Raw genomic sequence first — 26,776 nt, 5'->3', positions numbered from 1 at the left:
TGTCATCAGGACCTTAACCTGGACGTAGCATGAAAATCAGATTCCTTTCTGCCAATGAGCAAAAGCTGGCGGAGGTACGCAAAATTCTTGAGCCTGTCGGTGTTGAAGTTTTGCCTATTGCCCGCCGCATCGAAGAAATTCAAACTGAAAATGAGTTAGAACTCATCCGCGACAAACTCACCAAAGCTTTTTCCTTGATTGGGCGTCCGCTGTTTGTGGAGCATACCGGTCTCTATCTTGATGGCCTGAATGGCTTGCCTGCCGGTCTGACACGCATTTTCTGGAACCGCTTAGACGCTGAACGCTTCACTGCGCTGGTTCAGGGGCTGGATAGCCAGTGCGTCACGGCGAAAACCGTGCTGGGCTATTGTGACGGTCGAAAAATGTATCAATTTTCCGGCGAACTGCGCGGCACCATCGCGGCCAAACCTGCGGGTACGCGCGGCTTTCAGTGGGATTGTGTCTTTATTCCCGAGGGTCATGATCAGACCTTTGCCGAGATGGGTGACAAGAAAAATGAGATTTCCATGCGCCGCATCGCACTGGATCGCTTTGCTAACTTTTTAAAAACTGCGCGGGGAGTAGCATGAAACCTGAATTAAAACGCGCCTACGATTCTGGAAAACTGATTCTTTTTGCTGGTGCCGGTATCTCACGTAACCTTGGCTTGCCGGAATGGCATGAGTTAATTTCCCATCTCGCCAACGAGTTGGGCTACGATCCTAAAATATTCAACACCTACGGCACGCACCTTTCCTTGGCGGAATATTACAAGCAGAAAAAAGGCTCGCTGGGCCCGTTACGCAGTTGGATGGATCGTGAATGGCATCGGCCTGATATTGATGTTCGTTCTTCCGAAATTCATACCATGATCACGCAAGGCAATTTCTCTCGTATCTATACCACTAATTACGATCGCTGGCTCGAAGCGGCACACGAAGCGCACGGCGTCCCTTATTTTAAGGTCGCGAATGCAGCTGATTTAGTCTCATTGACGGAAGATAAGCGCCACATCATTAAGCTGCATGGTGATTTCGACGATGATACGTCGATTGTGCTGGACGAAAGCAGCTACTTTGAACGGCTCTATTTTGATTCCCCGCTGGATATCAAATTGACGCACGACGTGATGGGCAACTCGGTATTGTTCGTTGGCTATAGCATCAGCGACTTTAACATTCGTCTGCTGTTTTATCGTCTGACCAAAATGTGGGGCCGCACCGGCCTGGCGACCGCGCGGCCTAAATCCTACCTGTTTACCAATCGCAACAATCCGGTAGCAAAAGAGGTGTTGGGACAATGGGGCATTGAGATGATCGTGTCGGAAGAGGATGATCCCCGCAAAGCGTTGGCGGATTTTCTTGAAGCGTTATTGGCCTAACAATTCCATTAGCGCAGCCATTATAGAGATATGCAGGGCGTTTTATCGTATAAACCCTGCGTCTGATCATCATTGCGCAATCGGCGAGCACCCTGGGTTTTAGAAGATGCATGGGTGTGCCGTTTTAAGATGTTATTCTCTAGTGGAAAACAAAAAACGGCGTGTTATACTGTATATATTCACAGTATCAGAGAGGCAAGAAAATGGCTGTCGAAACAAAATTTGTAGTCGTCAGAAAGGGTGAAGAGAAGATGACGTTTGCCAACAAGAAAGAGGCCGATGCCTACGACAAAATGCTCGATATGGCCGAAGCCTTCACTGACTGGCTGTTGCAGCATCAACCTGGACTGGATGAAACCCAGGCTGAAACGCTGGGCCTGCTGATTGCTGAGCAAAAAGATGCGGTGCAGCATATCCTCCGTACCAGCAAACTGCCTGAAGCGGCGCCTTCTGCAGACATTACTGTCGCAGAGAAAGATGATCATGAAGAGGTTGCTGAAGAAGCAACCAGCACCAAAAAAGTTCGCGCAGTTAAAGCGGCTTGATGACCGAAACGCCGTGAGTAATAAGCTGACGGCGTTTTTGTTTCTGCCTTTCTAAACCCTGCGAACCTGATAACGCGTACTTCTACCTCCGCCTTCCAGCTTGTAAAGACACTCTTTTTCCAGCAGATCGGCTAAATGACGTGTAGCCGTCGATTTACTCACTTTGGCGACTTTTTGATACTGACTGGCGCTAATGCCTAGCTCAAAACCCTGTTCGCCGCCGTCCAGTAATCGATTGAGCACTTTCACCTGTTCTTTACTCAAACCCAACCCTTGATGGCGCAGCCAGAATCGGGCTTTTAGTTGTGTACGCTCAACGCTGAGCATCGCCTGATTCAGGCTTTCTTCCAGAATATCCAGAAACCACATCAGCCAGCCGGTGATATCCAGATCGCCTTTCTGCGTTTTTTCCAGCACCCGATAATAGTCGGCGCGTTTTGCCAATATGGCTGAAGACATGGCATAAAGCCGAATGCTTTGGCTATCCGCTTGCGCTAGCGCCAAATCTGTTAATGCACGTGTAATGCGCCCATTACCATCATCGAACGGATGAAGCGTAACAAACCACAGATGGCAAATGGCAGCGCGTAACAACGGGTCGAGTAATACATTCTCCCGGCTTTGGTTAAACCATGTCATAAACGCGTCGAGCTGATGTTCCAGTCCCGCACGCGGCGGCGCTTCAAAGTGAACCGTTGGTCGGTCAAGGCGTCCCGACACCACTTGCATTGGCTCGCTGCCGCGAAGCGCACCGACGCTTAGCGAATGGATTGACCATCCATCCTGTGGAAAGAGCCAATGGTGCCATTGGTACAAGCGCTTGAGTGTTAAAGGTCGATCGCGATTATTGATGGCATCAAGCATCATCGCCGCCAATCCTTCAGACCGGTCGGATATGGGATAAGGTTGTTCTTCGGAAACACCTAAACGCCGCGCCAGCGATGAACGCACCGATTGCGCGTTAACGCGTTCTTCTTCGATGGCAGAAGAGGAGAGAATATTAGCCAGCAAGGTATCGAGCGTTTGCGATTCATCGTCCGATTGCAGGCTTGCGCGGCCCAATAACGTGCCACGCAGTTGCTGAGCATGGCGAAGCCGCGGCAGGAGTTGTGCATCTTGCCAGGTAAACTGTGGCCAATCGGGGTGTTGCCAAATCCATAACGTTGTCATCAAACGGCTCATCTTATCGGTATGAGCCGAATAGAGAGTGTCATTCGGCTCAAAATATGAGTCGATTATAGGGGCTTATTGGCTCATGTGCGAGCGAGAAAAATTCAAAGAGGAAAGAGAAACAGGACGCGAAGGCCCTGTTTTGAGATTAATGTGTGAATTGCGTGAAGGTGCTCGAGTAGAACTGAACCATCCAGATCACATAAACCAGCCATACCACCAGCGCGCCTGCTAACCCGACTTTGCCCGTCATCATTATCTTCTCCTGCTGTCGTTTCGTGGTTTGAAAACCGTTTACATAAACTGACAGTAGTGCGGATAACGTTTGTTGTTGTAGATCAAAAAAAAGCGTTGTCGGCGGATTTAAGTTTTCCGGTTTGTGGTCAAGTTAACCCTAATTCAGTTACTGGCCGGAAAAATTTCTCCATTTCTTTGCAGAGCTGAACAGGCAGCATCAAAATCAGGCCGCACGAAGCGGCTTTATGCGTTGATAAATTGGCTATCAGGCGCGTTTAAGTCTTCGCTGACCGCCGTTATCGGGGTCTTGTGCCTCTTCGCGCTTTTGGTTTACGTGTTCAGAGTATGTTGAATTTGTTGGATGCCCCATAACGCCAACGTATGATCTTCTTCAGACGGTAAGCCACTGACGCTCACCGCACCAAACACAACGCCTGCCTCGTTCAACAGCGGGAATGAGCCACCGTGATCGGTAAATTCATCTTGTGCAATCCAGTTCATCTCTTCCATGCGTTTGCCGCTCTGCTCATTGTTAAGGCCGAGGTACATTGAGGCATGTCCGAAGCGCAGCACTGAATTGCGTTTACGCTTCATCCATTCCAGATTGTCTGGGCTTGAACCGGGCAGTGCGGCAAAGAAAAGAGGCTGACCAAAGGCATAAACTTCAATAGCGACCGGTAATTTTTGCTCACTGGCGCGCTGTTGCAGGCTTTGGCCTAAAAGCCAGGCCAGTTGGAAATCAAACGTAGATAAACGACTTTCAGCTTCTTGTTGCAGGATAGTGTGTGAAGTAAGGGTCGATGACATGGTTATCACTCTGGTTTAATGGAATTAATATTCTATTAAACATACCAACAAAATAAAATTACCGCATCCATTTATCCTGACTGCGCAAAATTTAAGTTTTTCGCCATGTAAACTTCACTGCATTCAAGCGATCCTTTTAATATCAGTGACAAATAACCCATAAGGATGACAAATGGCAGCACGTGAACATCATTATCAGCTTAGCGTCGAATGGACCGGCAACAGCGGCAAAGGCACTGAATCTTATCGTTCCTATCAACGTGATTTTGTGGTGACGACAGCGAACAAACCTGCAATTCAAGGCTCATCCGATCCGGCCTTTCTGGGCGATGCGACCCGCTGGAATCCAGAAGATATGTTGCTGGCTTCTACGTCTGCCTGTCACAAGTTGTGGTATCTGCATCTGTGTGCTGAAGCCGGAATCGTGGTAACTGCATACCGTGATAATGCAGAAGGCACGATGATAGAAGGTGAAAAAGGGCACTTTACTCAAATTATCTTAAAACCGCAGGTCACGGTGCGGCAGGGCAGCGATAAAGCGTTGGCGCTGGCGTTACATCACAACGCGCATGAGATGTGCTTTATCGCCAATTCGCTTAATTTTCCGGTGCTCTGCGAAGCATCGATTACCGACGCGGCTGAATAATCTCACTTTTATAGTGGCGACTCCCCACGCCACTGCGATCTCTTCTAAAAAAGCGTCCTTGGCAGGGATTAAAGTTCAAAAAAAAAGCGCCGATAGAGGATCCTGTAACGGATGAAATTTACAGGGAGGTCATGAGAAGGTTTATTTCAGGGGAGCCGCAATGGCCAATCAAACCAAAGAGAAGAAAAGAATGAGCACCCGCACGCAGATGCTGTGGACGGGAGGCTTGACTATCATGCTGGGTTTCGCCGTTACCATTGGCGTGCTGAGTTGGCAATCGAGTAAAGAACAGAAGACGCTGGCTGAAAACTATTTGCAGCAAATTGCGCAAAGCAAAGGTTTGCAGATTCAACAGGAATTAAGCTATGCGCGTGATGTGGCGCATAACCTTGGCCAAAGTCTGATTGCGTTGCCTGCTGCGAATATCACCGACCGCAAAGTCGTTGACAAAATAATGGAATATTCGCTGCGCGCGAATCCCGACTATTTATCGATGTCAGTGATTTTCGAAGAAAACGCCTTTGACGGACGTGATGCGGAATTCGCAACGCAACCTAATCAGGCACCAAAAGGGCGCTATGCCTGGTTTGTCGATCGCGATCAATCCGGCAATTACTCCATGCACCCGTTAACCTCTTATCTCACACCAGGACAAGGTGATTATTATCTTGTGCCACAAAAAACCCAGAAAGACACCCTGACAGAACCTTATAGCTATGCTTATAACGGTGTACCTACCTTATTAACCTCCGTGGCTGCGACTGTTTTTGAAAATGCGAAACTTCGCGCCGTCGTCACCTCTGATATTTCGTTAGCCTCTCTTCAGCAGAAAGTGAATCAAATTAAGCCTTGGGAAGGCACCGGTTATGCGCTGCTGCTCTCCAATGGCGGCAAAGTGATTTCGTCCCCGAATAAAGATGAAGCAGGAAAAGCGTGGAAAGGTCAAAGCGATGGGTTTACCTCGGCGGTGGTTCAGCACTTTGATGCAGTGCTCGGTGAAGAGGCATTGATCACCTGGCAACCGGTGATTATCGGGAACAGCGATAAGCCTTGGTATATTGGTGTGGTCGCGCCGGTGAGTCAGGTGATGGCGGCGGCAAACCGTCAATTAATCTATGCCATTGTCTTGATGATTGTGAGCATTTTGCTGGTGGGTACGCTGCTTGGCGTGCTGTTCAACCGTAAAGTCCTGCGACCGATAGGTGGCGAGCCGCTGGAAGCCGCAAAAATTGCATTAGCGGTGGCTGATGGTCATTTGGATAATGTCATCACCGTTCAGGCTAACGATCGCAGCAGCCTGTTTTTTGCGCTGCATACCATGCAAAGCCAACTGCGAGCCATTGTTGGGCAGATCAAAGATGCCAGCGAATCAGTACGCCAGGGTGCAGGTGAAATTGCCAGCGGCAATCTCAACCTGGCTTCGCGCACTGAACAACAAGCTGCGGCGCTGGAGCAAACGGCTGCCAGCATGGAACAGATCAGCGCCACCGTTCGCTTAAATGCGGATAACGCACAGCAGGCAACCAGCCTGACAGAAAATGCCACGCTTATTGCGAGTCGCGGTGAAACTCTGGTCGGGCAAGTGGTTCAAACCATGGCGCAGATTGATGACAGCTCGAAGAAGATCGGCGACATCACCACCATGATCAACAGCATTGCTTTTCAAACAAACATCCTTGCACTGAATGCCGCCGTTGAGGCCGCGCGTGCAGGCGAGCAGGGGCGTGGATTTGCCGTGGTAGCGTCAGAAGTGCGTAATCTTGCTCAGCGTAGCGCAAATGCGGTGAAAGAGATTGCCGCATTGATTGAGGAGTCGAGCGTGCGGGTTGAAAGTGGTGTGAGGCTGGTGAATGACGCGGGAAAAACCATGCAGGAGATGACGCAGGCGGTAACTTCGGTTCAAGGCATCATTGCTGAGATTGTATCAGCTTCTGATGAGCAGGCGCGGGGGATCAGTCAGGTTACGATTGCGGTTAATGAGATGGATGGCACCACCCAACAGAACGCCGCGCTGGTGCAGGAAATGTCTGCGGCAGCCAGTTCTCTGGAAGATCAAGCGCAGCAGCTGGCACAAACAGTTGAGCAATTCCATCTACAGCAGAGTGCATAATCACTGACTGTCGCTGTTGTTTGATGAATAAACGAAACCCGCCATTTGGCGGGTTTTTTTTATTTATAATGGCTATCTATTCATATTGGTTGTTTGACAATTTATACATGTGCAGATTATGAGGTTTTAAAATGAAAACTATCACTTATACCAAGATGCGTCATGATCTAGCGGATGTGCTTGATTCATTCCGATAGCGTGAACGTATAATGGCCCAGCATATTGATATGCCCGTGCATCAGTGGGGATAACCGGGCGATATTCTCTTCCCCGGTTTCTTCTCCATTACTGCGCATCCAGCTCAGTGCTTCCTGGATATAAAGCATGTTCCACAGCACCACTGCGTTAGTGACCAGGCCCAGTGCATCCAGTTGATCTTCCTGCCCTTCACGATAGCGCTTACTGATCTCACCTCGCTGCCCGTAGCAGATCACCCGCGCCACAGCATGGCGGCCTTCTCCCCAGTTGAGCTGTGTCAGGATCCGCCCACGATAATCTTCTTCATCAATATAATTAAGAAGGTACAGCGTCTTGTTGACGTGTCCCACTTCCATGATCGCCTGTGCCAGCCCTGATGGGCGCGAGCTTTTCAGCAAAGAGCGAATGAGTTCTGAAGCATGAATGGTGCCCAGCTTTAGCGAACCGGCGGTTCGCATCATCTATGGGCAAACTGGTGGTCACTATACTGTCCGCTGTCGCTCAGGCTGAGCGAAGTAGAATTTTGGAACGGACCAATGAAGGCCGGCAGAAAGTGAAGCTAAAAGGCATCCGGTTTGGCCGAAAACGCACCATCGACAGAAATAGTGTACTGATGCTTCACCGTAAAGGGGCTGGCGCAACGGAAATTACCCGGAAGCTTAATATTGCACGTTCAACGGTTTATAAGATTTTGGAAGGCACGATAAAAGCTGATGCAACCTACTGAAGCAATTAAAATTCTGGTTAAGTTGTCATTCCTGTATGATGCGCTGGTTTTATAACCATTTTATTCATAAGGGATTATGTCAAGACAACTGGCAAAACTGGGTGATAAAACAACCAGTGGCGGGCAGATAATCAGCGCAACTTCCGGTTTCAGTGACAACGGTACTCCGCTTGCGATGACTGGTGATATGGCGCTGTGTCCGAAGTGTAAAGGCTCTTTCCAGCTGATGGGGACGGCGATTCACTGGAGTTCAATGGGGAAAACCCATGTTGCAACGGGGGATCGGGTGTTGTGCCAGTGCCCGAATAACCAGGTGATAGGCAGCACCACGTACTGGGTGGAACAACAGTCAAATGCGCGGTCTGGCGTGGCAGGGAAAAGCACCGGTGCCCCTGCGCCGTCTGCTCAGCCTGTTCCGGTAAAACCGGTGGCGGCACCGGTTTTTGCGAAGTCCTGCCTGCGGGGGGCCGGGTGTAATGACGCGGGTACGGCAGAGGAGCCGCAGGAAAACTTTGCAACGATGAGTTTTTACCAGTCGCAGTCTGCATCCCCTTCCGCGGCCTCAGCGTCTTCCTCAATACCGGCAACCGACAGTGATACGGTGCAGCACGCGCAGAGGGCGAAGAAGAAAAAGCCCGCCGGCGAAAAGCCGGAGACGGCTGCACCGGAGAAAAAACGCTCCCTGTTCGATAAGGTTACAGGCTTTTTCTTCGGTGAGGCAGAAGCGATGCCGCTGCCTCCGCCGCCGGTGGTGCTGGGTGGTGGGGCCGAAGCCGGTATGGCTGCGTCTGCGAGTGGTGCCACGGCGAAACTGAATCAGGACGCGGCGCAGGCGCTGACGCACCGGATGAAACGCCTGTCAGGGCCGGAGGTGTGGCAGGGACAGATAGCGATGAACCTGCCGTTCGTGGTGATGGGGGCGGTACTCCAGTCGATGCTGAAAGGGGAAAAAAGTGACCTGCTGACGGCGGATAAGCTACTGGAGGTGGCAGGGCGTAAGGGAACGGTGCCGACGCGGGTGCGCTACCGCTGGGAGACGGATGCAGAAACGGGGCGGCTGAAACCGGTGGGTTACCACACCGGGCCGGACAGCGGGCGCGATCAGGTCAGGCTACGGCTGCTGGAGAAAGAGCTTAGTGGCGGCTATGCGTTCTGGGAAGACGGTGAACTGCACAAGCCGCTGATCACCTGGACACCGGCAGATGCGCCGGGCAACAGCGATGCCGGAGGCTGGCATACCGGCAATGACTCTGCCGTGGCCGGAACGGTGACGATACCGGGACTGGAGTACCCGGACACGCACGATATCCGGGTGACAACGACACCGGCCCCGGAGGAAAAGGACTTCCGGGACTATATTCTGGTATTTCCGGGGAACGTGCATCCGCCGATCTACGTATACCTGAGCAAGCCGCCGGTGGAGATGCTGGAGGTGGCACCGTACCGGGACTTTAACGGACGTTCACGACAGGGGCACTATCATGTGGATCATATGCCGTCACGACAGGCGGTAATCTTGTATTTAGAACGTGAACATTCTGATTTGACGGATAAACAAATTAAACTCATTGCCGATCAGGTGGCGGCTATTGCAGTCCCTGAGAAAGTGCACCGTCAGGACAGCGCAACCTATGGCGGGCGAAACCGCTCGCAGATGGGGCTGGACTCGCAGAATCTGCGGGCTGCCATCGACAAGGACTTTGACCAAATCAAGCCGGTGCTGATGCAGGAATATGGTGCGGAAGAGTCTCAGCTGGAATCTGCCAGAAAAGAGATGCACAGGATTAACACTGAACTGGGGTTATACAAATGACAGTGAATATCGAAGCGCTAATGCGCAGCCTGGGAAAGCCTTATCAGGTTATCCGTGATGCAGGGATTATTACGTATAAAACCCCGCCACAGGGGACACTGTGTGATCCTTTTTTAACGCTGGATATGAAGAAGGAAGGTGTTTTTCTATCGTTTGACAATGACCCAAGTAAATCGCTAAAAAGTATTGATTTAGAACTAGTAAACAATCGAGAGGGGTGGATATTCCCTAATGAATTACCTTCCCCGCTTCAACGGAACATGTCTAGACGATGGGTGCATGAGACTTTCGGTGAACCGGATAAAAGCATTCCACCTAAAGTTATGTTCAAGAGAGTATTTGGCTGGCGAGATCGTTTTACCGTTGAGGATTTCCACATTCCAATAACGATGGTTATTTTATTTGGCATAGATGAAATCGCTGAATCGGTAACGTTTCTTCCGACCGCTAAATTGAGGTGGTAAGTTGAAACGGAAAAAAGGGTCTTCTTGAGATCTTTTTTTTGCTCGTAATCTTTTGCCCTGTAAATATTAAATTCAATTTAAACAAGGAATTATCTCCTTGACGTACGTTTTCGTTCCATTGGCCTTCAAGCCCCTTAAACTGACGGTATTTACAGCGCGTGATGATGCAAATTTGATTGAAAAAGCATTTGCATTACGTTTGCTGTCAAACAATGACGATGAACTCTTAGACGATTATCCCGATGACTATATAGAAATATGAAACCCGCCATTTGGCGGGTTTTTTATTCATCATCGCAGTCTATTCATATTGGTTGTTTGATCATCTGTACATGTACAGATTATGAGGTTTTAAAATGAAAACTATCACTTAAACCAGGATGCGTCATGAGCTAGCGGATGTGCTTGATTCACTCCGAAATGGTGAATCTGTGACTGTTACTCAGCGCGGGAAACCTGATCTCATTCTGAAAAAGCCTCAAACATTGAACCCTCAAAATCGAACTGGAGACTTCCTAATTCTTAATCTAAGCAAGGGGTTAGCACTCTCACAGGTCAGGCCAACGATTTGGCAGTAAGTGCAAAGCAAGAAGTTAGTGGTGTGCTTCGCCCATTCAAGCCGGTGCTGATGCAGGAATATGGCGCGGAAGACACCCAGCTGGAAGCGGCAAGAAAAGAGATGCACAGGATCAATACGGAAATGGGGTTATACAAATGACGGTGAATATCGAAGCGCTGATGCGCAGCCTGGGAAAGCCTTATCAGGCTATCCGGGATGCCGGGATTCTTACGTACAAAACTCCGCCACAGGGGACACAATGTGATCCTTTTCTGACATTAGATATGAAAAAAGAAGGCATCTTCCTCTCCTTCGATAATGACCCCCTACGGGCTTTAGGCGAAATTTCACTGGAGCTGAGATCTGGCTGGAAAGATGGTGCTTACCCGAACGAACTTCCTACCCCACTGAAGCAGGAAATGTCTCGTCAATGGGTGCATGAGAACTTCGGTGAGCCTGATAAAAGCGAACCTCCAAAAGTAGTTTTAAATACAAAAATTGGCTGGATCGAGCGTTTCACTGTCGAAGATTTCCATATTCCCCTGACGATGTGTATTTATTACGATATGGATGAAATGGCTGAAGCTGTAACTTTCCTCCCAACTTCCAGACTGCGATGGTAATTTTCTGTCAAAAAAAGGATCTTCTTGAGATCCTTTTTTTGCTCGTAATCTTTTGTCCTGTAATTATTAAATTGCAATTTAAACAACGAATTATCCCCTTAACGCACGTTTTCGTTCCATTGGCCCTCAAGACCCTTAAACTGACGGTATTTGCAGCACGCGATGATGCAAATTTGATTGAAACAGCATTTGCATTACGTTTGCTGTCAAACTATGACGATGAACTATTAGACGATTATCCCGATGACTATATAGAAATATGAAACCCGCCATTTGGCGGGTTTTTTTATTAATGCTCAAAAGCTTCAGTGAGCCGTTCACCCTTTTCTGCATCAAACAGATGTATTTTCTGCGTATTAATACCGATTGCCAGCGATCCGCCCGGCGTTGCTTCGCTGCGGCCTGCTAACTGCATGTGCAGTGGCGAACCTTGCCATTCCAGATGTAATAACGTGGATTCACCGGTAATTTCGACAATTTTTACCAAGGCTGGCTGGCCCGATGCGTCGCAGATCAAATCATGAGGGCGTACACCCAAGGTTACTGCTTGCCCTTCGCGTTGTTGTGCGGCCGTATGCCAGCGTGGCGGCAGTGCAAACCATTGGGCACCGCACAGCAAGCCGGGAAGGCCATTTTGCTGCTGAAAAACGGCATTGAGAAGATTCATGGGAGGCGAGCCAATAAATCGCGCCACAAATGTATTTACCGGGCGATCATAAATAGCCAGCGGCGCGCCTTGTTGCACAATCACACCATCCTTCATCACCACAATCTGATCGGCTAGCGTCATCGCTTCAACCTGATCGTGGGTCACATAAACCATGGTGGTTTTAAAGCGCTGATGCAATGATTTGATTTCGGCGCGAAGTTCCATTCGCAACTGAGCGTCAAGGTTGGAGAGCGGCTCATCAAACAAGAAAACCTGCGGATTGCGCACCATGGCGCGTCCCATTGCGACACGCTGACGTTGACCACCAGAAAGCGCACGGGGATAGCGTTGCAGCAGCTGATCAATGCCTAAGATAGCGGCAATGCGAGCGATTTTACTCTTTTGCTCGTCACGCTTGACCTTCTTCACCTGCATATGGAAGGCAAGATTTTCCGCAACGGTAAGATGCGGATAGAGCGCATAACTTTGAAATACCATCGCGATATCACGATCTGCCGGGTCGAGATCGTTGATCTGCTTTTTATCCATCAAAATCGCGCCATCAGACAGGGTTTCAAGTCCCGCTAACAGGCGCAGCAAGGTTGATTTTCCGCAGCCGGAAGGGCCAACTAATACGGTGAAGCTGCCATCGGGAATGGTTAAATCCAGCGGATGTAACACGCTCTGTTTGCCGTAGCACTTAGCCACTTTTACGAGTTCAACACTGGCCATAATTAGCGCACCTCTTTGTGTTGTTGAAGTTGTTGCCAGTCGGGATAACGGCGCGGAGAACTGCTGATCGCCAACGAAGCAACATCAATGCCCCATTGCAATGCGGTGTGCGCAGATTCTTGATAGAGCAACGCCGTCAGAAAGCCGGCGTTAAAGCTGTCACCGGCACCAATGGTATCGACCACTTTCACCGGCTGAGACGCGACATGCATTTCCTGCAAGGAATGCCAGAGGCGTGCGCCGTCAGCGCCGCATTTCACTACGCAGCCACCTTTGCCACTGAGCTTGGTGGCCAGTTGTTGTGCGCAGGATTGCAGAGAAGACAAATCTGCCAAACCCAAGGTTTCGACTTCATTCAGCAGTAGCCAGTCGCAATGCTTCAGCCAGACGTCAATCTGCTGGCGCAGCGCAATCGACCAGCCTTCAGGTGGCCAGCCGGTATCGACCGCCACGATAAAACCGCGCTGTTTAATCTCTGCCAATAAGGCGGGATAAGCCGTATAAAGCTTGAGGCAAAGGAAGGTGCCGCACAGCAGTACGATGTCACCCGCTGTGGCTTGCGCGGGCAGTTGCGCCAGAACATCTTCAGCGGTGAGTTCGGTGATGTGACCGCGATTACTGATAAAAGAACGTTCATTATCCGGGTGCGTTAAGCCCACCGTCAGCGAGGTTTCGCATGAGGAAAGTGGCCAGTGCGCTGCACTGTGTGGAAAGTGGCTTGCCAACCAGGCGCTAAAGCCATCATTGCCCTGATTCGCGATGGCGCGATGGGGAACCTGCATCGCTTCCAGCGCCAGCGCGCAGTTACCCGCCGAACCGCCGGGACGCAATTCACTGTGCTGCAACATCACTTCTGTACCGCGCTGAGGCCAGTCGTTAAGTGTACTCATGATGAGATCAACGTTGATGTTGCCCACCACATATAAAGTATTCATCCTTTACTCCCGCCACTGGCCAGGCCGCTTACCAGCGTTTTCTGGAGCCAGATAGCAATAAACAGCGGTGGGACCGACGCCAAAATCCCGATTGCTGCTATCAAACCATCATCGGTAGCGCGGCCAGCGGTGAACCCGGCAATCGCAACCGGCAAGGTTTGCGCCGAGATATTGCTGGTAAACAGCAGCGCATAGAAAAATTCATCCCAGGCGAGCAGCCAACCAAACAGCGCCGCTGCACCCAAGACCGGTTTTGCCAGCGGCAAGGTAATACGCAGCAAAACTTGCCAGAAGCGTAATCCATCCAAACGCGCGGCTTGCTCAATATCACGCGGCAGTGAGTCGAACTGATTTTTCAACATCCAGGTCAGGAACGGCAAAATCAATGAGCAATAGACAATGACCAAGCCGGGGCGGGTATTAAGCAGATCCAGCTGTTGCAGCAAAAAGTAGAGCGGCAACACGAAGGCCACAGGCGGCACCATGTAGATGGCCAGTGCACCGAAAAGCCAACCATCACGGCCTGGGTAGCGTGAAAAGCTGAATGCTGCCGGTATCGCCAGAAACAGCGAAATCAGGGTGGCGATACTGGCGACTAATAAACTATTGCCCAACGCATGCAGGAACAGATTGCCGGGTTGATTGGGGGCCAACGATACCAGTCGCGTGTAGCGGCTGAAATCCCATTCACGCGGCAACCACTCCAGCGGCACGCGTGACAGATCACCGGTTGAACTCACGCTCATCAGGAACAGCCAGCCCATCGGCGCCAAAATTGAGAGTGCCACCAGCAAAGCCGCACCGTAGCGCAGCAGAATACGCAGGTTAGTTTTCATAAGCGGAACTCCGGCGACGCTGACGCCATAACATCAGCAAATAGATCGTGATCAGCAGGGCGCACATCAACGTCATCAACATGGCATAGGCGGCACCGCTGCCCGCGCGCAAATAGCTGAACGACTCTTGGTAAACAAAAAAGCTCAGCGTTTTAGTGCTGTCGACGGGACCACCGCGTGTCATCACATAGATGATGTCGAAGATTTTAAAGGCATCAATGGTGCGTAACACCAATGCCACGCCGAGCGGTGCAACAATGGCCGGAAAGGTGATGGCGCGAAAACGACGCCAGGCAGAAGCACCGTCTAAGCGAGCCGCTTCAAAAAGATCGTCGGGAATGGATTGCAGCGCCGCCAACACTAACAGCGTGACCAGCGGATAGTTTTTCCAGATGTCAGCGAACATCACCGCGTTCAGCGCGGAGTCAGGCGATCCCAGCCAACTGCGATAACCGTCGATGATCCCGAGTTGCGTCAGCAGCGCATTAATGCTGCCGTAATCAGGATTGAAGTTAAGCCGCCACATCATGGCATTAACGATGGTCGGCAGCGCCCACGGCAGAATCACCAATACCCGCAATACATTGCGACCCGCGAATTTCTGATTTAGCAGCAGCGCCACCAGCACGCCGATAACGCCTTCAAAAGCCACCGATACCACAGTGAAATAGAGCGTACGCAGGATTGAGGTTTGAAAATCGGGATCGGTCAGCGCATAAACATAGTTCTCAAGACCGATCCAACCGGGCGTTTCGCCGCTGCCAATCAGCGCCGCATCGGTAAAACTTAACCAAATGGTGCGCAGCAGCGGCCAGGCAGTAAGCAGCAGCATCACAATGATCATGGGTGCAAGCAGCACCCATGCCTGACGCTGTTCGCGTTGACGCAAACTCAGCATCGTTGCTCCTTAACGCAAGCGCGCAGCGCTTTTATCGACGGTTGCCATGGCATCTTGCGCTGGCGTTTTACCTAACAACACTTGCTGAAGTTCTTGCTGCAGCGTATTGGAGAGGCGCGAATAATCCGCAGTTTCAGGACGTGACAACATCACGTTTAGTGACTTGTCCGCTGCGGCAATCAAACTCTCCTGATCTTTTTTAACCGCCTCATCCTGATAAGAGGATTTCCAAATCGGCAGACTAAGTTTGGCGTATTGGTTTTGTACCGGCTGAGAGGTCATATAGGTAATGAACTGCCACGCTTGCTCAGGATGTTCGCTGCCTTTCGCAATGCCCAATCCCATCGAGCCGTTAACCGCGCCCACTTTGCCCGGTGCGTCTCCAGGCGCGGGCAGGATACCGACATCACCCGCGACCTTGCTCTGTTTGGGATCGTTGGCCATGTTGTACATGTAAGTCCAGTTAAGCGCGAAAGCGGCATCACCATTAGAGAAAGATTTGCGGACATCCTCTTCAAGATATTCACGCGATGCGGGATTACTCAGACCTTCATCCAATGAACTTTTCATGAGATTTAGCGCTTTCAACGAGGCGGGACTCGTAAAGTTCAGCTTACCGTTTTGATAAAATTCACCACCAAAACCAGAAACCAGCGTGGTGTAATCGCACACCAGCGCTTCAGCCTGCGACCAGCTCCAGACCAACGGATATTTAACGATATTTTTCTGCTTGATAATTTTGGCGTCGTCCATCACCTGTTGCCAGGTTTGCGGCACGTCGGTAATGCCTGCTTTTGCCAACATCGCCTTGTTGTAATAAAGATATTTGGTATCCAGAATCCACGGCATGCCAAGGGTTTTGCCCTTATAAACCACGGTGCTCAACGCGCCGGGGAACACCTTTTCTTTCTCTTCTGGCGTAATACGTGAACTCACATCCTGCAGCAAATCAAAACGGGTGAATTCGGCAGGCCAAATCGCATCAAACAGCACCACATCGTAGCCGTTACCACCTGCGCCTTTTGCCGCCACGATTTTGTCATGCAGCGCTTCGTAAGGCACAAACTCAAGGTTCACTTTTACATCAGGGTGTTGTTTCTCAAAATCTTGCGTCATGGCGCGAATGTCATTTTCGCTATAAGCCGCTTGCGTCATGAACAAGGCGTTGATTTGGCTGGCCGCTGATGCGCTACCAGCACTCAACATCAGTAACGCGGCGAGGCCGCCTTTGAGTTTCGGAGTGAAACGTTGGGTCATGATGATCTCCACACAGCAGAAACAGAGCGGGATTAATTAAATCAATTTGATTGATTTAATCAGAGGCGTAACTTAGGTCAGCTTGAAACCGCTAACCTGATAACACTAAGCAAACGCCATGCCATAACAGGATCAAGGCGCAACAACGCTTAGGAAAGACTGCGCTTTTGAGGCCAATCTGCCTATCATCACGCGCTGAAATTGTGTGCAGGATCAAAGATATTATTTGATCAGCCCTTTTTCGCAGCCGATACTGAGCCACTTGCTGTTATGGACATCATCATGAAAACCTCGGGCACTAATTTAGAACATGCACGTGCGCACAATCGCCGCGTCATCATTGAAGCGATTCGCCTAAACGGTGAACTTACGCGGGCTGAGCTGGCGCGGTTAACTGCGCTGACGCCGCAAACTGTCTCTAATATTGTCGCGGAACTGGAGCAGGCCGAGCTGCTCACCAGCCGCCAGCCGCGACGGAGCGGACGTGGGCAACCCTCCATTCCAGTCGCGATTAATCCCGCCAGCGCGTGGTCGATCGGCATTCATCTTGATCATCAAACATTGTTGCTGGTGCTGGTGGATCTGAGCGGTGAAATTCACTTTCGTCGCCTTGTTATGGTGCAGAAGCCGCAACCCGCTGCCACGTTAGCGCGCATCGCGGCACTGCTTGATGAGATGCGCGCCTTTCTCGGGGCGCAGTGGCAAAAAGTGTTGGGTATTGGCGTCGTCATGCCAGGCCCGTTTGGCGTAGAGGGAATCTCATCTGTTGGGCCAACCACACTCAACGGCTGGGAAAATATCGATATTGAAGCGGAGCTTGCTGCATTAAGCAATCTGCCCGTTACGCTGGAAAATGATGCTACCGTCGCCGCTATTGGTGAACGATTCCACGGAATTGCGCGTCAGCTTAACTCGTTTATCTATCTCTATATCGGCACCGGTTTGGGCGCCGGCATCTTTACGGATGGGCATATTTATACCGGCCATGCGCACAACGCCGGTGAAATAGGGCACATCGTCGTGGAGCCGGGCGGGCGGGCCTGCTATTGCGGCAATCAGGGATGCCTGGAACGTTATGTCTCGTTGCAGGCAGCGTATGAATTTTGTGGGCTGGATCCCATGAGTGCGCTACCGGAAGATTTATTAAATATTGAACACGCGCAATTTGATGCGTGGATTGAGACGGCACTCACGCCGCTGCGTCAGGCGATCAACATTCTCGAATCGGTTTTTGATGCGGAAGCCGTGATTATTGGCGGCATGATGCCAGCGGAATTACTTGAAAGAATCGTCAAGCGCTTGCCGCCATTGTATCAATCTGTACGTGGGCGTTATCTTGATGGCATGCGGCTGAAAACCGGCATGAGCGGCAGTGATACCGCTGCGCTGGGTGCCGCAGCCTTACCCATATTTGACGAATTTAATCCGCAGTTTCAGGTCTTGATGAAATAGCGAGGCGCTGCAGATAATCAGCAGCGCCCGGTTTATTAGCCTGGATAGATACCACGATCTTTACGTGCCATCAGGATACGTTCACACGCCACAATGTAGGCTGCGGTGCGCAATGAACAATCCTTCTCTTTGGCTTTTTCCCACACGTGGACCATCGCTTCAGTCATGATTTTATCTGAGCGCTGGTTGATCTCGTCCTCGCTCCAGAAGAAGCTGGCCATGTCCTGCACCCATTCAAAATAACTCACGGTGACGCCGCCTGCGTTGCAGACCACATCGGGGACCACGATGATGCCACGCGTTGCCAGCATGTCGTCCGCGTCAGGATAGGTTGGACCGTTTGCGCCTTCCAGCACCAGTTTGCAGCTCAGCGTTTCAGCGCGTTGACGGGTAATTTGACCTTCAAGCGCGGCAGGGATCAGGATATCCATCTCCGTGCTCCAGAAAGCCTCTTTATCAATATGTTGCGCACCGCTGAAACCGGCAATCTGCTTGTGCTCAATCTGCCATTGTGTCAGGGCGGCCATGTCGATGCCGTCTGCGTTGAACAGCGTTGCCGTGTGATCCTGAATCACCACCACGCGCGCACCTGCTTGATCGAACAGTCGTGCTGCTTCGCTGCCGACGTTACCGAAACCTTGCACCGCTACGCGCGCACCTTCTATTTCGATGCCAGCACGGTGAGCAACTTCGCGGCCGGTGATAAATACACCGCGCCCAGTGGCTTTTTCACGTCCCAGCGATCCACCAAGGTGAATGGGTTTGCCGGTGACCACGCCGGTAATGGTGGTGCCATGATTCATGGAGTAAGTGTCCATCATCCATGCCATTACTTTGCTGTTGGTTCCCACGTCCGGCGCAGGAATGTCTTTTTGTGGCCCAATAATGATGCCGATTTCGCTGGTGTAACGGCGCGTCAGACGCTCCAGTTCACCTTCTGAAAGCTTAAAGGGATCAACACGAATGCCACCTTTTGCGCCGCCGTACGGTAAGTTAACTGCCGCACACTTGATGGTCATCCACGCAGAAAGCGCCATCACTTCATTAAGATCAACGTCTGGATGGTAACGAATGCCGCCTTTTCCTGGCCCGCGTGAGAGGTTGTGCTGAACGCGATAACCTTCGAAATGACGAATGGTGCCGTCATCCATTTGCAGGGGGATATCAACGATCAAAGCACGTTTAGGATGACGCAGCGTATCTATCCAGCGTGAAAGGTCGCCGAGGTAAGGCGCTACGCGGTCAATTTGCTGTAAATAGGTTGACCAGGCAGATGTGCTAGTTTCTGACGCGTAAGATAACTTAACCATATAAAAACCTTTCTTAATGAAGTTATTTATTGTGTAGGGCCGTGGATGTGGAGCGCATTTAACCGCGCAGACATAATTTATCACTGCTAGAAAAAATATGATGTCGTTGCTAGGGCTAACCCAGCGCCAACATGCTCTTTAAAGCGGAAATTAAGTGAATAATTATCCAAAATATGGCCGCGTTATAGCTGCATAAAAATGCGTAAATGAGGCGTAAGCTGTGCATATAAAACAATTTTTAATGAGTTTGTAGATCTTTGAAGGGCTTCATAAAGTGAACTTATTGTTTATAGGACGTATTGACTTTGTTGCACCATCAAGGTGCATGAGAGAAAGTAATCAGAGGGTGAGATAAAGTAATGAGTGAGGCAGGGATTAAGCTTGGTGATCAACAGATTAGCGTATAACGGCTGGCGAAACCGGTTATAGCCAACGTTCAGCATCACAAGGGAATGGCATGAGAGACCAAAGAAGGCCAGCGTTGCTGAAGTGAACATCGACGCTGGCATAAATACGTTATTGCACGAGTGCGTGTTCTGCTTCTTGTAATTCTTCCTGCGCTTCCGCTAGCTTTTGCTGACGCTTTTCAATTTTGCTGGCGCGGCCTTCGGCTTGTGCTTGCGCCAATTCTTGCTCGCGTTTTTGAACATCCTCTTTTTTAGCCGCTACTTTTGCCTGGCGCTGTTTTAACAGTGAGCTGTCGTTACAGTGAGATTCAACTTCGCGTAACGCTTTTTCCAGTCCGGCAACGCGGGACATATTGTTATGCTGTTTTGCATATTTCAGTTGTTGCTCAATATCCGCTTTTTTCGCAGCGCATCCGGTCAGTTCACTGGCCGCTTGTGCAGATGAAGCAGTCAACGATAATAAGAGTGAAAGAGCGAGCAAGGTGGTTTTCATAGAGGTTCTCGTTAGGCTTAAATAAGATGCTGCCTATTATATTCAGGAACCTTAAGAGAATCTTACCCAAAAAAAATATCTGAAGGACAGAGAAAAAAGCCGGAATTAACCGGCCTTAAGCTGCACCTGATTGCCAGGTGTTAGCAGGAAGGGAATTAAATGAGTAGCGCAAATTTTTATCGGGACCGCTCAGCATGACCGCTTTGCCCGCTGCACGTTCACTATCAAAGTAGTGATTCATCGATTTACTGATGCCCGCGCCACACCACATAACATGATGTTGATACTGAGCCGGTTTCGCTGCGGGCTGTCCAGACATTAATGTCGAGACTTCAACGTGAAAACCCATTGCGGTTAAACGAATCGCTTCCAGCCAAATTTCGCTAACGTTCTGTACACTGACCGCTTCGAGAAACAACGGAATAGTTTCCCCACGTCGAGAAGAAGCGCGCATGACAATCCCCGCTTGCTGTCGAACGCTCTGTTCGAAACGCGCCAATCGCCGTGATGAACCCTGGCGATGATCGGCATGTAGCCACTGGTTTAGGGGACAAAGCAGCTTAAAAACCAAGTCATCGCCACTGTAGTCATTCGACATATCGCGCATTTTGCGCGAAAGCGAAAGCGGTGTGCCATATTCAAGTTCCCATAACATGTCGCCTTTACGCGCATGCCAGCCGGAAGTCGAAACTGGACGATGTAACGCTTTACCACGTTTGATTTCTTTTAGCGTCGCACCTGTCGCTGTTAAGGCAACAAGGTCGTAAATTTCGTTTAGCTGATCGTCACTCCAGCCCTCGTTTTGTAATGTGTACGCAAGCAGGCCCTGATGCATCCAGCGCTTTAAATTTGCCGGGTGCGTGCCAGTCAGTGCACAAATAGTATCAGTCGTATGGAATTGCATAAGATGCCCTCAGATGAGGGAATGGCCGCCGGGTTAACCGAGGATGAGAGGGCACTATGAACCTCATAAAAATAAATAGATAGGTTCTCACTGCCTAAAATGCGGACAAACTCATTGCTGAATAATACATGTTCACTTCTACGTCTTGATTTTAAGCGATTATTAACCCAAACGGCAGCATCAGAATTTATCTATAAATGTTAAGCATAAGCACAGCATTTTTAGTCATAACCTTTTGGTGCAAAAAAACATTAGCGCATTATTTCACCGCAATAAGGCTGAGAAGTCAGCGACGAAATCTGGCATGAGCGACTTTTACACAAACCTGACGTTAAAACCCATTTTTAAGAGCATGCCGAGGGAGGCTGCGCTTTCATCCTTTGCCAGAATCGCTAAAATAGACAGTTCATTTGTTTGGGAGAAAGACCGCCATAATGCGTTATCGTTTTACACTCGCCGCTATAACGGCCGCCACGTTGCTGGCGGGATGCGCTAAGCATTCATCAAAAGATGCACCGAATGAATTCGCTGCTGGTCCAACGCAAATCAATGTTTCGCACATTGTGACGCGTGCGGATGATGGCTCAAATGTGTACCTGACAGTAGACGGCAAAGATGCTGGCGAATTACTCAATGGTGACAGCATGTTGATACATGTGCCTGCAGGCAAACACAAAATTGGTGGCTACGTTCCGACGCTGTTTGGCTTAGGCCGCGTAACGATTGCACCGGTTGAAGTCACCACGTCACCCGAGAATGTAAAAAAAGTGGCTTATTCCGTCACGCGTAATCAGGCTTCTTTTGCTGAACACGACGACGCGCAAGGTTAATGATATTTCGCCCGGCGCGTTACGGCGCGCCGGACATATTGATAGATTGCATTGCTTGTTTGAGCACGTCCAGAAAGGTGATAACCCGCACGGGCAAATGCCGTGAAGTAGGGAACAGCGCCCAAACCGCTAACATTTGATCCTGCACGTCATCCAGCGAGATGGCGATAAGTTCGCCGTTAATTAACTCCTCACGTACGTCCCATGCTGTCAGCTGCGCTAATCCCATTTCTGCCGTACAAAGTGCACGCACGCCTTCAACATTACTGCTGCTAAAGCGGCTTTTTATGCTCTGAGCTAAACGGCGCAAAGCGGGCGGTTTGCTAAAGGCCCAATGCACTGAGAGAAGGGTGATCATCAGGGCGACGGCCTTGTGGCCAGTGAAATAGCCGCTGGCTTTCGCTTATAGCCAAATCATTAATGCTGGCAAAACGGCGCGTCATTAATCCGTTTTCGTCAAACTCCCAGTTCTCATTACCGTACGAGCGGAACCAGTTATCGCCTTCGTCATGCCATTCATAGGCAAAGCGAACAGCAATGCGATTGAGGTGAAAACTCCATAACTCTTTGATCAGACGATATTCATGCTCGCGCTGCCATTTTTCAGCCAGAAAGGTGACAATGTCACTGCGTCCATTAATAAACCGGTCGCGATTACGCCACTGGCTCTCTTCGGAATAGGCTAAGGAAACACGTTCGGGTTCACGGCTATTCCACGCATCTTCAGCCAGACGAACTTTTTGAATAGCCTGGTCGGCATGCGTGAAAGGGGGTAAAGGTGGGCGCGTGTTGCTCATGAAATCTCCTGAATACACTAAAAAGTCATGATGAAACGTCAGATGGCTGCCAACAAAGCTTTAGCCGTCAGCTCATCGGTAATCAATCCTGTTAGTAAACCACTTGCCAACACTGCGCGGATGGCCGCAATTTTGGATGCACCACCGGCTAACGCAACGATTTCATCGCGGCGTCGTATATCCAGCGAAACAGCCAGCGTGCGTGCGGTGAGAGTGTTATGGATCATTTGACCGCGTGCATCAAAGAAATGACCAAGCAGTTCGCCGATGCCACCCGAAGCTGAAATATCACGAATTTCTGTTTCTTCGATCATTCCCGCTTCTACTAACTGTGCGGCAGGTTCCACGGTACCGATTCCCACTAATTTCACTTCGCTTTGCGCGGCCATGGCAAAGACTTCGCTTACGCCACGTTGCGCCAGCAATACATCACGATCTTCTTCGGTATTGGCAAAAAAGGGCACCGGCATCATGTAGGCCTGTGCGCCGGTTTTTTCTGCAATGCGGTGCATAACATCATGGGGATTAAGCGCGTAATGACGCGTCAGGCATCCCAACAAGGAGACAAAGCGGATATGGTGTGCATCAAGGCGAGGTAATTGATGAATGGCTGCAGAGAGTGTACGCCCGTGCCCTAAACCCAGCGTTGTGGGTTGAGTGGAGCAGAGCAAGTTGCGCAGATAATCAGCACCCGCCATGCCCAATGCGCGCACCGGCAAACCTTCTTCACCCAAATCAGGTGCTACGCGACAAAGACGTAACCCGTGACGCTCACGCAACTGATTCTCCAGTTCAACGCAAGCCACGATATCGCCATCAATTGAGACTTTTACTGCGCCTTCTGCCACCACACGGGCGATCAAACGATGGGTTTTAACCGAAGGCAAACCCAGACGTTTTGCCACTTCAGCCTGCGTATAGCCGCCGACGTAATGCAGCCAGGCGGCACGAAGCGCGAGCGACTCATCATTGTCAGGTGAAGTGGGCGCAGATTTCATAAATGAATCAGATTTCCAGCGCGTGAATCTGGCTAACCGCATTAGCGGCTTCTTTGCCTTTCTTCACGAAATGCGCCGTGTAGAAATCGATGAACTCATCAGCGGGCTGGAAGTTATGCGGTGTCAGAGAAACGGAAAAAACCGGCACATTGGTAGCCAGCTGCGCCTGCATCAATCCTGTGACAACCGCCTGTGCGACAAAGTCGTGACGATAAATGCCACCATCTACTACCAGTGCGGCGCAAACAATCGCGTCAAATTTGCCGGTCTGCGCTAAACGTTGAGCCAGTAACGGCATTTCAAACGCGCCGGGCACATCCCAGGTTTTGATTTCGAACGGTGTTCCGCGGCTTTCAAGTTCTTGCTCAAACCCAACAAGGGCTTGAGAAACGATTTCGCTGTGCCAGTTTGCTTTGATAAAGGCGACTTTCAACGGCTGCATGACTTACTCCAGTAAAAGTGACATGACGGGTTAGCGGATCAGGTTGAGATCCTGCACCCCCGAATCAATATGGTTGGCCCAGAAGGCAACGCTCTCGGCGATATCCGCGACCACCTGACTGTCGGTGGGTTCGCGCTCTTTGAAGCTGAGTTCCAGGCAAATTTCATTGTCTTGCGCGCCGCCTTTAGCAAACGCGTCAAGCAGCGGAGCCGGTTGGATTCGACCGCCAGTATTATACTGTAATGTAAACGGCCTGTGCCCGCCTTTATCCAACATACTTTGTTTTATATGGATAATCGGCGAATAACGCGGCACTGCTTCAGCCCAGGCATAGGGATCGTAATCGCGTGGATCGGCAGAGGTAACATCACCGTGATCGATATCTGCCATCATCCACAAAGGTATCGCCAGGTTTTCCCCACTCAATCGTTGCTGTAAAGCCATACAGGCTGGCAGAGTCTCGCCAAACTCACGACCCACGCTCATTGGCTCCCAGAACAGATAAGATAAACCGGCGGATTTCGCATGTTCAGCCACTTCTGCCCAGCAATCAATGGCAATATCGATCATCTGCTCGCGACGGGCGATATCGTTAAAATCTTTATAAGTAAAAATGGCGAATTGCGAGCCCACCGCATCACCGCCAAGCTCAGCGGTGATATCAGCGAACGTTTTAAACCAGTTAACGTAATAGCGTCGAACATCCGCATCGGGATGACCAAAGTGATTCAGCCTGCCGTAAGGGCCGGTCATACCCGATGTGATGCGAACACCCGTTTCGTTCATTGCCTTTTTCATGCGGCGCGTCATCTGCATGATGGTTGACGCCTCCCAGCTGGGATTAATAAATTCATGCGTAAGCTGTAAATCCCGCACGCGAATCTGCTGTGCGACGGTATGAATCAAATCTTCAGGATCGGCAAAGCGATTCACCAGTGGATTAGTATTGAGTGAAAGCGTCAATGGCATGATCGGCTCCTTATCCTACGTTAACACGCAGCGGTTCAGGTGACGTTGTCACAAAAGTGGCGTCAAACCATTGCGTAAAGGCTTGCTGCTGCTCAGGGCTGAGATGCAATTTATGTTTGGTGCGGCGCCACATAACATCTTCAGCCTGCTGCGCCCACTCTTTCTCAACCAGATAGCGCACTTCAGCTTCATAAAGTAATCCGCCAAAATGGCGACCAAGATCGGCTATCTGAATGGAATTACCGACAACTTGAGATAACCGTGCACCATAGAGGCGAGCATAGTGTTTGCGTAACGCTTGGGGCAGCCACGGATATTGCGCTTTGACCTGCTGTAGAAAACCCTCGAAGTCCGCGTTGGCGATTTCACCGCCGGGCAAGGTCGCGCCGCGTGTCCAGTTTGGTCCCATAGTCGGGAAGAAAGGCGCCAGTTTTTGCATCGCATGTTCAGCAAGTTTACGGAAGGTGGTGATTTTGCCGCCAAAGACGTGCAGCAGCGGGGCATTTTGCTGATCGTCCAGATCAAAAACGTAGTCGCGCGTGACCGCAGATGGATTGCCTTTGCCATCATCAAACAACGGCCGCACACCAGAAAAACGGGTAATAACATCGCTGGGCGTGAGCTTCACTTTAAAATAGCGATTAACGACATCAATAAGATATTGCTGTTCAGTATCATCAGCCGTGACGGCTTCAGCTTTGCCTTGCCACGGAATATCGGTAGTGCCGATCAGCGCTTTGTCACCTTCATACGGATTGATAAAGATGACGCGTTTATCACTGTTTTGTACCAGGTACGCCTGCTGGCCTTCCCAGAATTTAGGCACGATGATGTGCGAACCCTTGACCAGCCGCACGCTTCGGCTGCTGCGGGTCTGCGTGACCTGATTCACGATATCCAACACCCAAGGGCCGGCAGCATTGACCAGCACGCGCGCTAAAACCGTCCGCTGCGCGCCGCTGGTTTCATCCTGTAAGGTAATTTGCCATTTTCCTTCCAGCCGCTTTGCCGCAAGGCAGCGCGTGCGCGGAAGAATGGTGGCACCGCGCTCGGCAGCGTCTAAAGCATTTAGCGTAACCAGACGCGCGTCATCAACCCAGCAATCTGAATACTCAAACCCTTTTTTATATTGATCGAGCAGCGGTGCGCCTTCGGGATCGCGGGCCAGATTTAACGAACGCGTGCCGGGTAACTTCTGGCGTCCTCCAAGATGGTCATACAGAAACAAACCAAGACGAACCAGCCAGGCAGGGCGATCATTCGGACTGTGCGGCAAAACAAAGCGCATCGGCCAGATAATATGGGGTGCAGAGTTCAGCAAAACTTCGCGTTCAATCAACGCTTCACGCACCAGACGAAATTCATAATATTCGAGGTAGCGCAGGCCACCATGAACCAGTTTGCCGGAGCGTGATGAAGTCCCTTGCGCCAGGTCATCTTTCTCACACATCATCACTGACAATCCGCGCCCAGCCGCATCACGGGCAATGCCTGCACCATTGATACCGCCGCCGATGACAAATAAATCCAGTAGATTTTCACTCATGATTCACTCCTTTATGAATGCGCCAGGCTTGGCCAAACGCA

27 protein-coding genes and 2 pseudogenes are annotated in these 26,776 nt (G+C 50.5%); 12 read left to right on the top strand and 17 right to left on the bottom strand.

Annotated features, from left to right (window positions below; all coding sequences use genetic code 11):
- The first annotated feature begins 29 nt into the window (after nt 1-29).
- From ACF2G4_RS18765 to ACF2G4_RS18755, 3 genes are all read left to right on the top strand, one after another.
- Nucleotides 30-590 (top strand): non-canonical purine NTP pyrophosphatase, encoded by a 561-nt coding sequence (locus ACF2G4_RS18765; RefSeq protein WP_215848431.1) that lies wholly within the window; start codon nt 30-32, stop codon nt 588-590.
- Nucleotides 587-1,381, top strand: coding sequence for an SIR2 family protein (locus ACF2G4_RS18760; RefSeq protein ID WP_215848430.1), 795 nt, complete (start codon nt 587-589; stop codon nt 1,379-1,381). Before ACF2G4_RS18765 ends, ACF2G4_RS18760 begins: the two co-directional genes overlap by 4 nt.
- 203 nt (nt 1,382-1,584) lie before the next feature.
- A complete protein-coding gene (locus ACF2G4_RS18755; RefSeq protein WP_332626859.1) occupies nt 1,585-1,926 on the top strand; it encodes a YebG family protein in 342 nt (113 codons plus the stop codon).
- 51 nt (nt 1,927-1,977) lie between these two features.
- Here ACF2G4_RS18755 and ACF2G4_RS18750 read toward each other — a convergent pair whose 3' ends face one another.
- A complete protein-coding gene (locus tag ACF2G4_RS18750) occupies nt 1,978-3,096 on the bottom strand; it encodes a Fic family protein (RefSeq protein WP_409076125.1) in 1,119 nt (372 codons plus the stop codon).
- Nucleotides 3,097-3,663: 567 nt separating this feature from the next.
- Entirely contained in the window at nt 3,664-4,140 is a 477-nt protein-coding gene (locus tag ACF2G4_RS18745; protein ID WP_215848428.1) for a heme-degrading domain-containing protein, read from the bottom strand.
- 172 nt (nt 4,141-4,312) lie between these two features.
- On the opposite strand from ACF2G4_RS18745, the gene ACF2G4_RS18740 reads away from it, so the two are divergent.
- Together ACF2G4_RS18740 and ACF2G4_RS18735 are read left to right on the top strand one after the other, a co-directional pair.
- Complete coding sequence (locus ACF2G4_RS18740; RefSeq protein WP_243079384.1) at nt 4,313-4,786, top strand: OsmC family protein; 474 nt, start codon at nt 4,313-4,315, stop codon at nt 4,784-4,786.
- Nucleotides 4,787-4,946: 160 nt separating this feature from the next.
- Complete coding sequence (locus tag ACF2G4_RS18735) at nt 4,947-6,896, top strand: methyl-accepting chemotaxis protein (protein WP_332626854.1); 1,950 nt, start codon at nt 4,947-4,949, stop codon at nt 6,894-6,896.
- Nucleotides 6,897-7,081: 185 nt separating this feature from the next.
- Here the strand turns inward: ACF2G4_RS18735 and ACF2G4_RS18730 are convergent.
- A pseudogene (locus ACF2G4_RS18730) lies at nt 7,082-7,555 on the bottom strand (Tn3 family transposase); the annotation flags it as partial.
- A 2-nt stretch (nt 7,556-7,557) separates the two neighbouring features.
- On the opposite strand from ACF2G4_RS18730, the pseudogene ACF2G4_RS18725 reads away from it, so the two are divergent.
- The 5 genes and pseudogenes from ACF2G4_RS18725 to ACF2G4_RS18705 all read left to right on the top strand — a co-directional run.
- Nucleotides 7,558-7,821 (top strand): annotated as a pseudogene (locus ACF2G4_RS18725) (helix-turn-helix domain-containing protein); the annotation flags it as partial.
- Between the two features lie 76 nt (nt 7,822-7,897).
- On the top strand, nt 7,898-9,634 hold the full coding sequence (locus ACF2G4_RS18720; RefSeq protein WP_409076124.1) for an S-type pyocin domain-containing protein: 1,737 nt from the start codon (nt 7,898-7,900) through the stop codon (nt 9,632-9,634).
- Nucleotides 9,631-10,098 carry a DUF6392 family protein gene (locus tag ACF2G4_RS18715; RefSeq protein ID WP_409076123.1) on the top strand — a complete coding sequence of 156 codons (468 nt, stop codon included), beginning with the start codon at nt 9,631-9,633 and terminating at the stop codon, nt 10,096-10,098. The genes ACF2G4_RS18720 and ACF2G4_RS18715 overlap by 4 nt, the downstream gene beginning before the upstream one ends.
- 568 nt (nt 10,099-10,666) lie before the next feature.
- A complete protein-coding gene (locus ACF2G4_RS18710; protein ID WP_409076122.1) occupies nt 10,667-10,816 on the top strand; it encodes a hypothetical protein in 150 nt (49 codons plus the stop codon).
- Complete coding sequence (locus tag ACF2G4_RS18705; protein ID WP_409076121.1) at nt 10,813-11,280, top strand: DUF6392 family protein; 468 nt, start codon at nt 10,813-10,815, stop codon at nt 11,278-11,280. Before ACF2G4_RS18710 ends, ACF2G4_RS18705 begins: the two co-directional genes overlap by 4 nt.
- 289 nt (nt 11,281-11,569) lie before the next feature.
- Here the strand turns inward: ACF2G4_RS18705 and ACF2G4_RS18700 are convergent, their stop codons facing one another.
- From ACF2G4_RS18700 to ACF2G4_RS18680, 5 genes are read right to left on the bottom strand one after another with little or no spacing between them, the layout of a single operon-like run.
- Nucleotides 11,570-12,661 carry an ABC transporter ATP-binding protein gene (locus tag ACF2G4_RS18700; RefSeq protein WP_409076120.1) on the bottom strand — a complete coding sequence of 364 codons (1,092 nt, stop codon included), beginning with the start codon at nt 12,659-12,661 and terminating at the stop codon, nt 11,570-11,572.
- 2 nt (nt 12,662-12,663) lie between these two features.
- Nucleotides 12,664-13,596, bottom strand: a complete 933-nt coding sequence (locus ACF2G4_RS18695; protein WP_409076119.1) for a carbohydrate kinase family protein — start codon at nt 13,594-13,596, stop codon at nt 12,664-12,666.
- Nucleotides 13,593-14,432 (bottom strand): carbohydrate ABC transporter permease, encoded by an 840-nt coding sequence (locus tag ACF2G4_RS18690; RefSeq protein ID WP_215848424.1) that lies wholly within the window; start codon nt 14,430-14,432, stop codon nt 13,593-13,595. The genes ACF2G4_RS18695 and ACF2G4_RS18690 overlap by 4 nt, the downstream gene beginning before the upstream one ends.
- Nucleotides 14,422-15,330 (bottom strand): carbohydrate ABC transporter permease, encoded by a 909-nt coding sequence (locus ACF2G4_RS18685; protein WP_243079388.1) that lies wholly within the window; start codon nt 15,328-15,330, stop codon nt 14,422-14,424. The genes ACF2G4_RS18690 and ACF2G4_RS18685 overlap by 11 nt, the downstream gene beginning before the upstream one ends.
- A gap of 9 nt (nt 15,331-15,339) precedes the next feature.
- Nucleotides 15,340-16,587 carry an extracellular solute-binding protein gene (locus tag ACF2G4_RS18680; RefSeq protein ID WP_215848422.1) on the bottom strand — a complete coding sequence of 416 codons (1,248 nt, stop codon included), beginning with the start codon at nt 16,585-16,587 and terminating at the stop codon, nt 15,340-15,342.
- Between the two features lie 282 nt (nt 16,588-16,869).
- Here ACF2G4_RS18680 and ACF2G4_RS18675 point away from each other — a divergent pair, with 282 nt between their 5' ends.
- On the top strand, nt 16,870-18,039 hold the full coding sequence (locus tag ACF2G4_RS18675) for an ROK family transcriptional regulator (RefSeq protein WP_215848421.1): 1,170 nt from the start codon (nt 16,870-16,872) through the stop codon (nt 18,037-18,039).
- A gap of 35 nt (nt 18,040-18,074) precedes the next feature.
- On the opposite strand, the gene ACF2G4_RS18670 is transcribed toward ACF2G4_RS18675, so the two are convergent.
- The 3 genes from ACF2G4_RS18670 to ACF2G4_RS18660 form a co-directional block, all read right to left on the bottom strand.
- Complete coding sequence (locus ACF2G4_RS18670) at nt 18,075-19,349, bottom strand: Glu/Leu/Phe/Val dehydrogenase (protein WP_215848420.1); 1,275 nt, start codon at nt 19,347-19,349, stop codon at nt 18,075-18,077.
- 516 nt (nt 19,350-19,865) lie between these two features.
- Nucleotides 19,866-20,249 (bottom strand): DUF1090 domain-containing protein, encoded by a 384-nt coding sequence (locus tag ACF2G4_RS18665; protein ID WP_409076118.1) that lies wholly within the window; start codon nt 20,247-20,249, stop codon nt 19,866-19,868.
- Nucleotides 20,250-20,364: 115 nt separating this feature from the next.
- Nucleotides 20,365-21,153, bottom strand: a complete 789-nt coding sequence (locus tag ACF2G4_RS18660; RefSeq protein WP_409076117.1) for a transcriptional regulator — start codon at nt 21,151-21,153, stop codon at nt 20,365-20,367.
- Between the two features lie 434 nt (nt 21,154-21,587).
- On the opposite strand from ACF2G4_RS18660, the gene ACF2G4_RS18655 reads away from it, so the two are divergent.
- Nucleotides 21,588-21,983, top strand: a complete 396-nt coding sequence (locus ACF2G4_RS18655) for a hypothetical protein (RefSeq protein ID WP_215848417.1) — start codon at nt 21,588-21,590, stop codon at nt 21,981-21,983.
- A gap of 19 nt (nt 21,984-22,002) precedes the next feature.
- Here the strand turns inward: ACF2G4_RS18655 and ACF2G4_RS18650 are convergent, their stop codons facing one another.
- From ACF2G4_RS18650 to ACF2G4_RS18625, 6 genes are read right to left on the bottom strand one after another with little or no spacing between them, the layout of a single operon-like run.
- A complete protein-coding gene (locus ACF2G4_RS18650) occupies nt 22,003-22,341 on the bottom strand; it encodes a LysR substrate-binding domain-containing protein (protein WP_409076116.1) in 339 nt (112 codons plus the stop codon).
- Nucleotides 22,307-22,780: a DUF1348 family protein gene (locus ACF2G4_RS18645; protein ID WP_409076115.1), complete on the bottom strand. Its 474-nt coding sequence runs from the start codon at nt 22,778-22,780 to the stop codon at nt 22,307-22,309. Before ACF2G4_RS18645 ends, ACF2G4_RS18650 begins: the two co-directional genes overlap by 35 nt.
- Nucleotides 22,781-22,818: 38 nt before the next feature.
- On the bottom strand, nt 22,819-23,778 hold the full coding sequence (locus tag ACF2G4_RS18640) for a sugar-binding transcriptional regulator (RefSeq protein ID WP_243079394.1): 960 nt from the start codon (nt 23,776-23,778) through the stop codon (nt 22,819-22,821).
- A gap of 7 nt (nt 23,779-23,785) precedes the next feature.
- Nucleotides 23,786-24,220, bottom strand: a complete 435-nt coding sequence (locus ACF2G4_RS18635; RefSeq protein WP_215848413.1) for a 6,7-dimethyl-8-ribityllumazine synthase — start codon at nt 24,218-24,220, stop codon at nt 23,786-23,788.
- 30 nt (nt 24,221-24,250) lie between these two features.
- Nucleotides 24,251-25,189, bottom strand: a complete 939-nt coding sequence (locus ACF2G4_RS18630) for a sugar phosphate isomerase/epimerase (RefSeq protein ID WP_215848412.1) — start codon at nt 25,187-25,189, stop codon at nt 24,251-24,253.
- Nucleotides 25,190-25,199: 10 nt separating this feature from the next.
- Nucleotides 25,200-26,735: a glycerol-3-phosphate dehydrogenase gene (locus tag ACF2G4_RS18625; protein WP_409076114.1), complete on the bottom strand. Its 1,536-nt coding sequence runs from the start codon at nt 26,733-26,735 to the stop codon at nt 25,200-25,202.
- Nucleotides 26,736-26,776: the final 41 nt, after the last annotated feature.

The organism is Pantoea phytostimulans (assembly GCF_046118715.1).
GTDB classification, from domain to species: Bacteria; Pseudomonadota; Gammaproteobacteria; order Enterobacterales; family Enterobacteriaceae; genus Pantoea; species Pantoea phytostimulans.
This window is presented reverse-complemented; position numbering and strand designations above follow the sequence as displayed.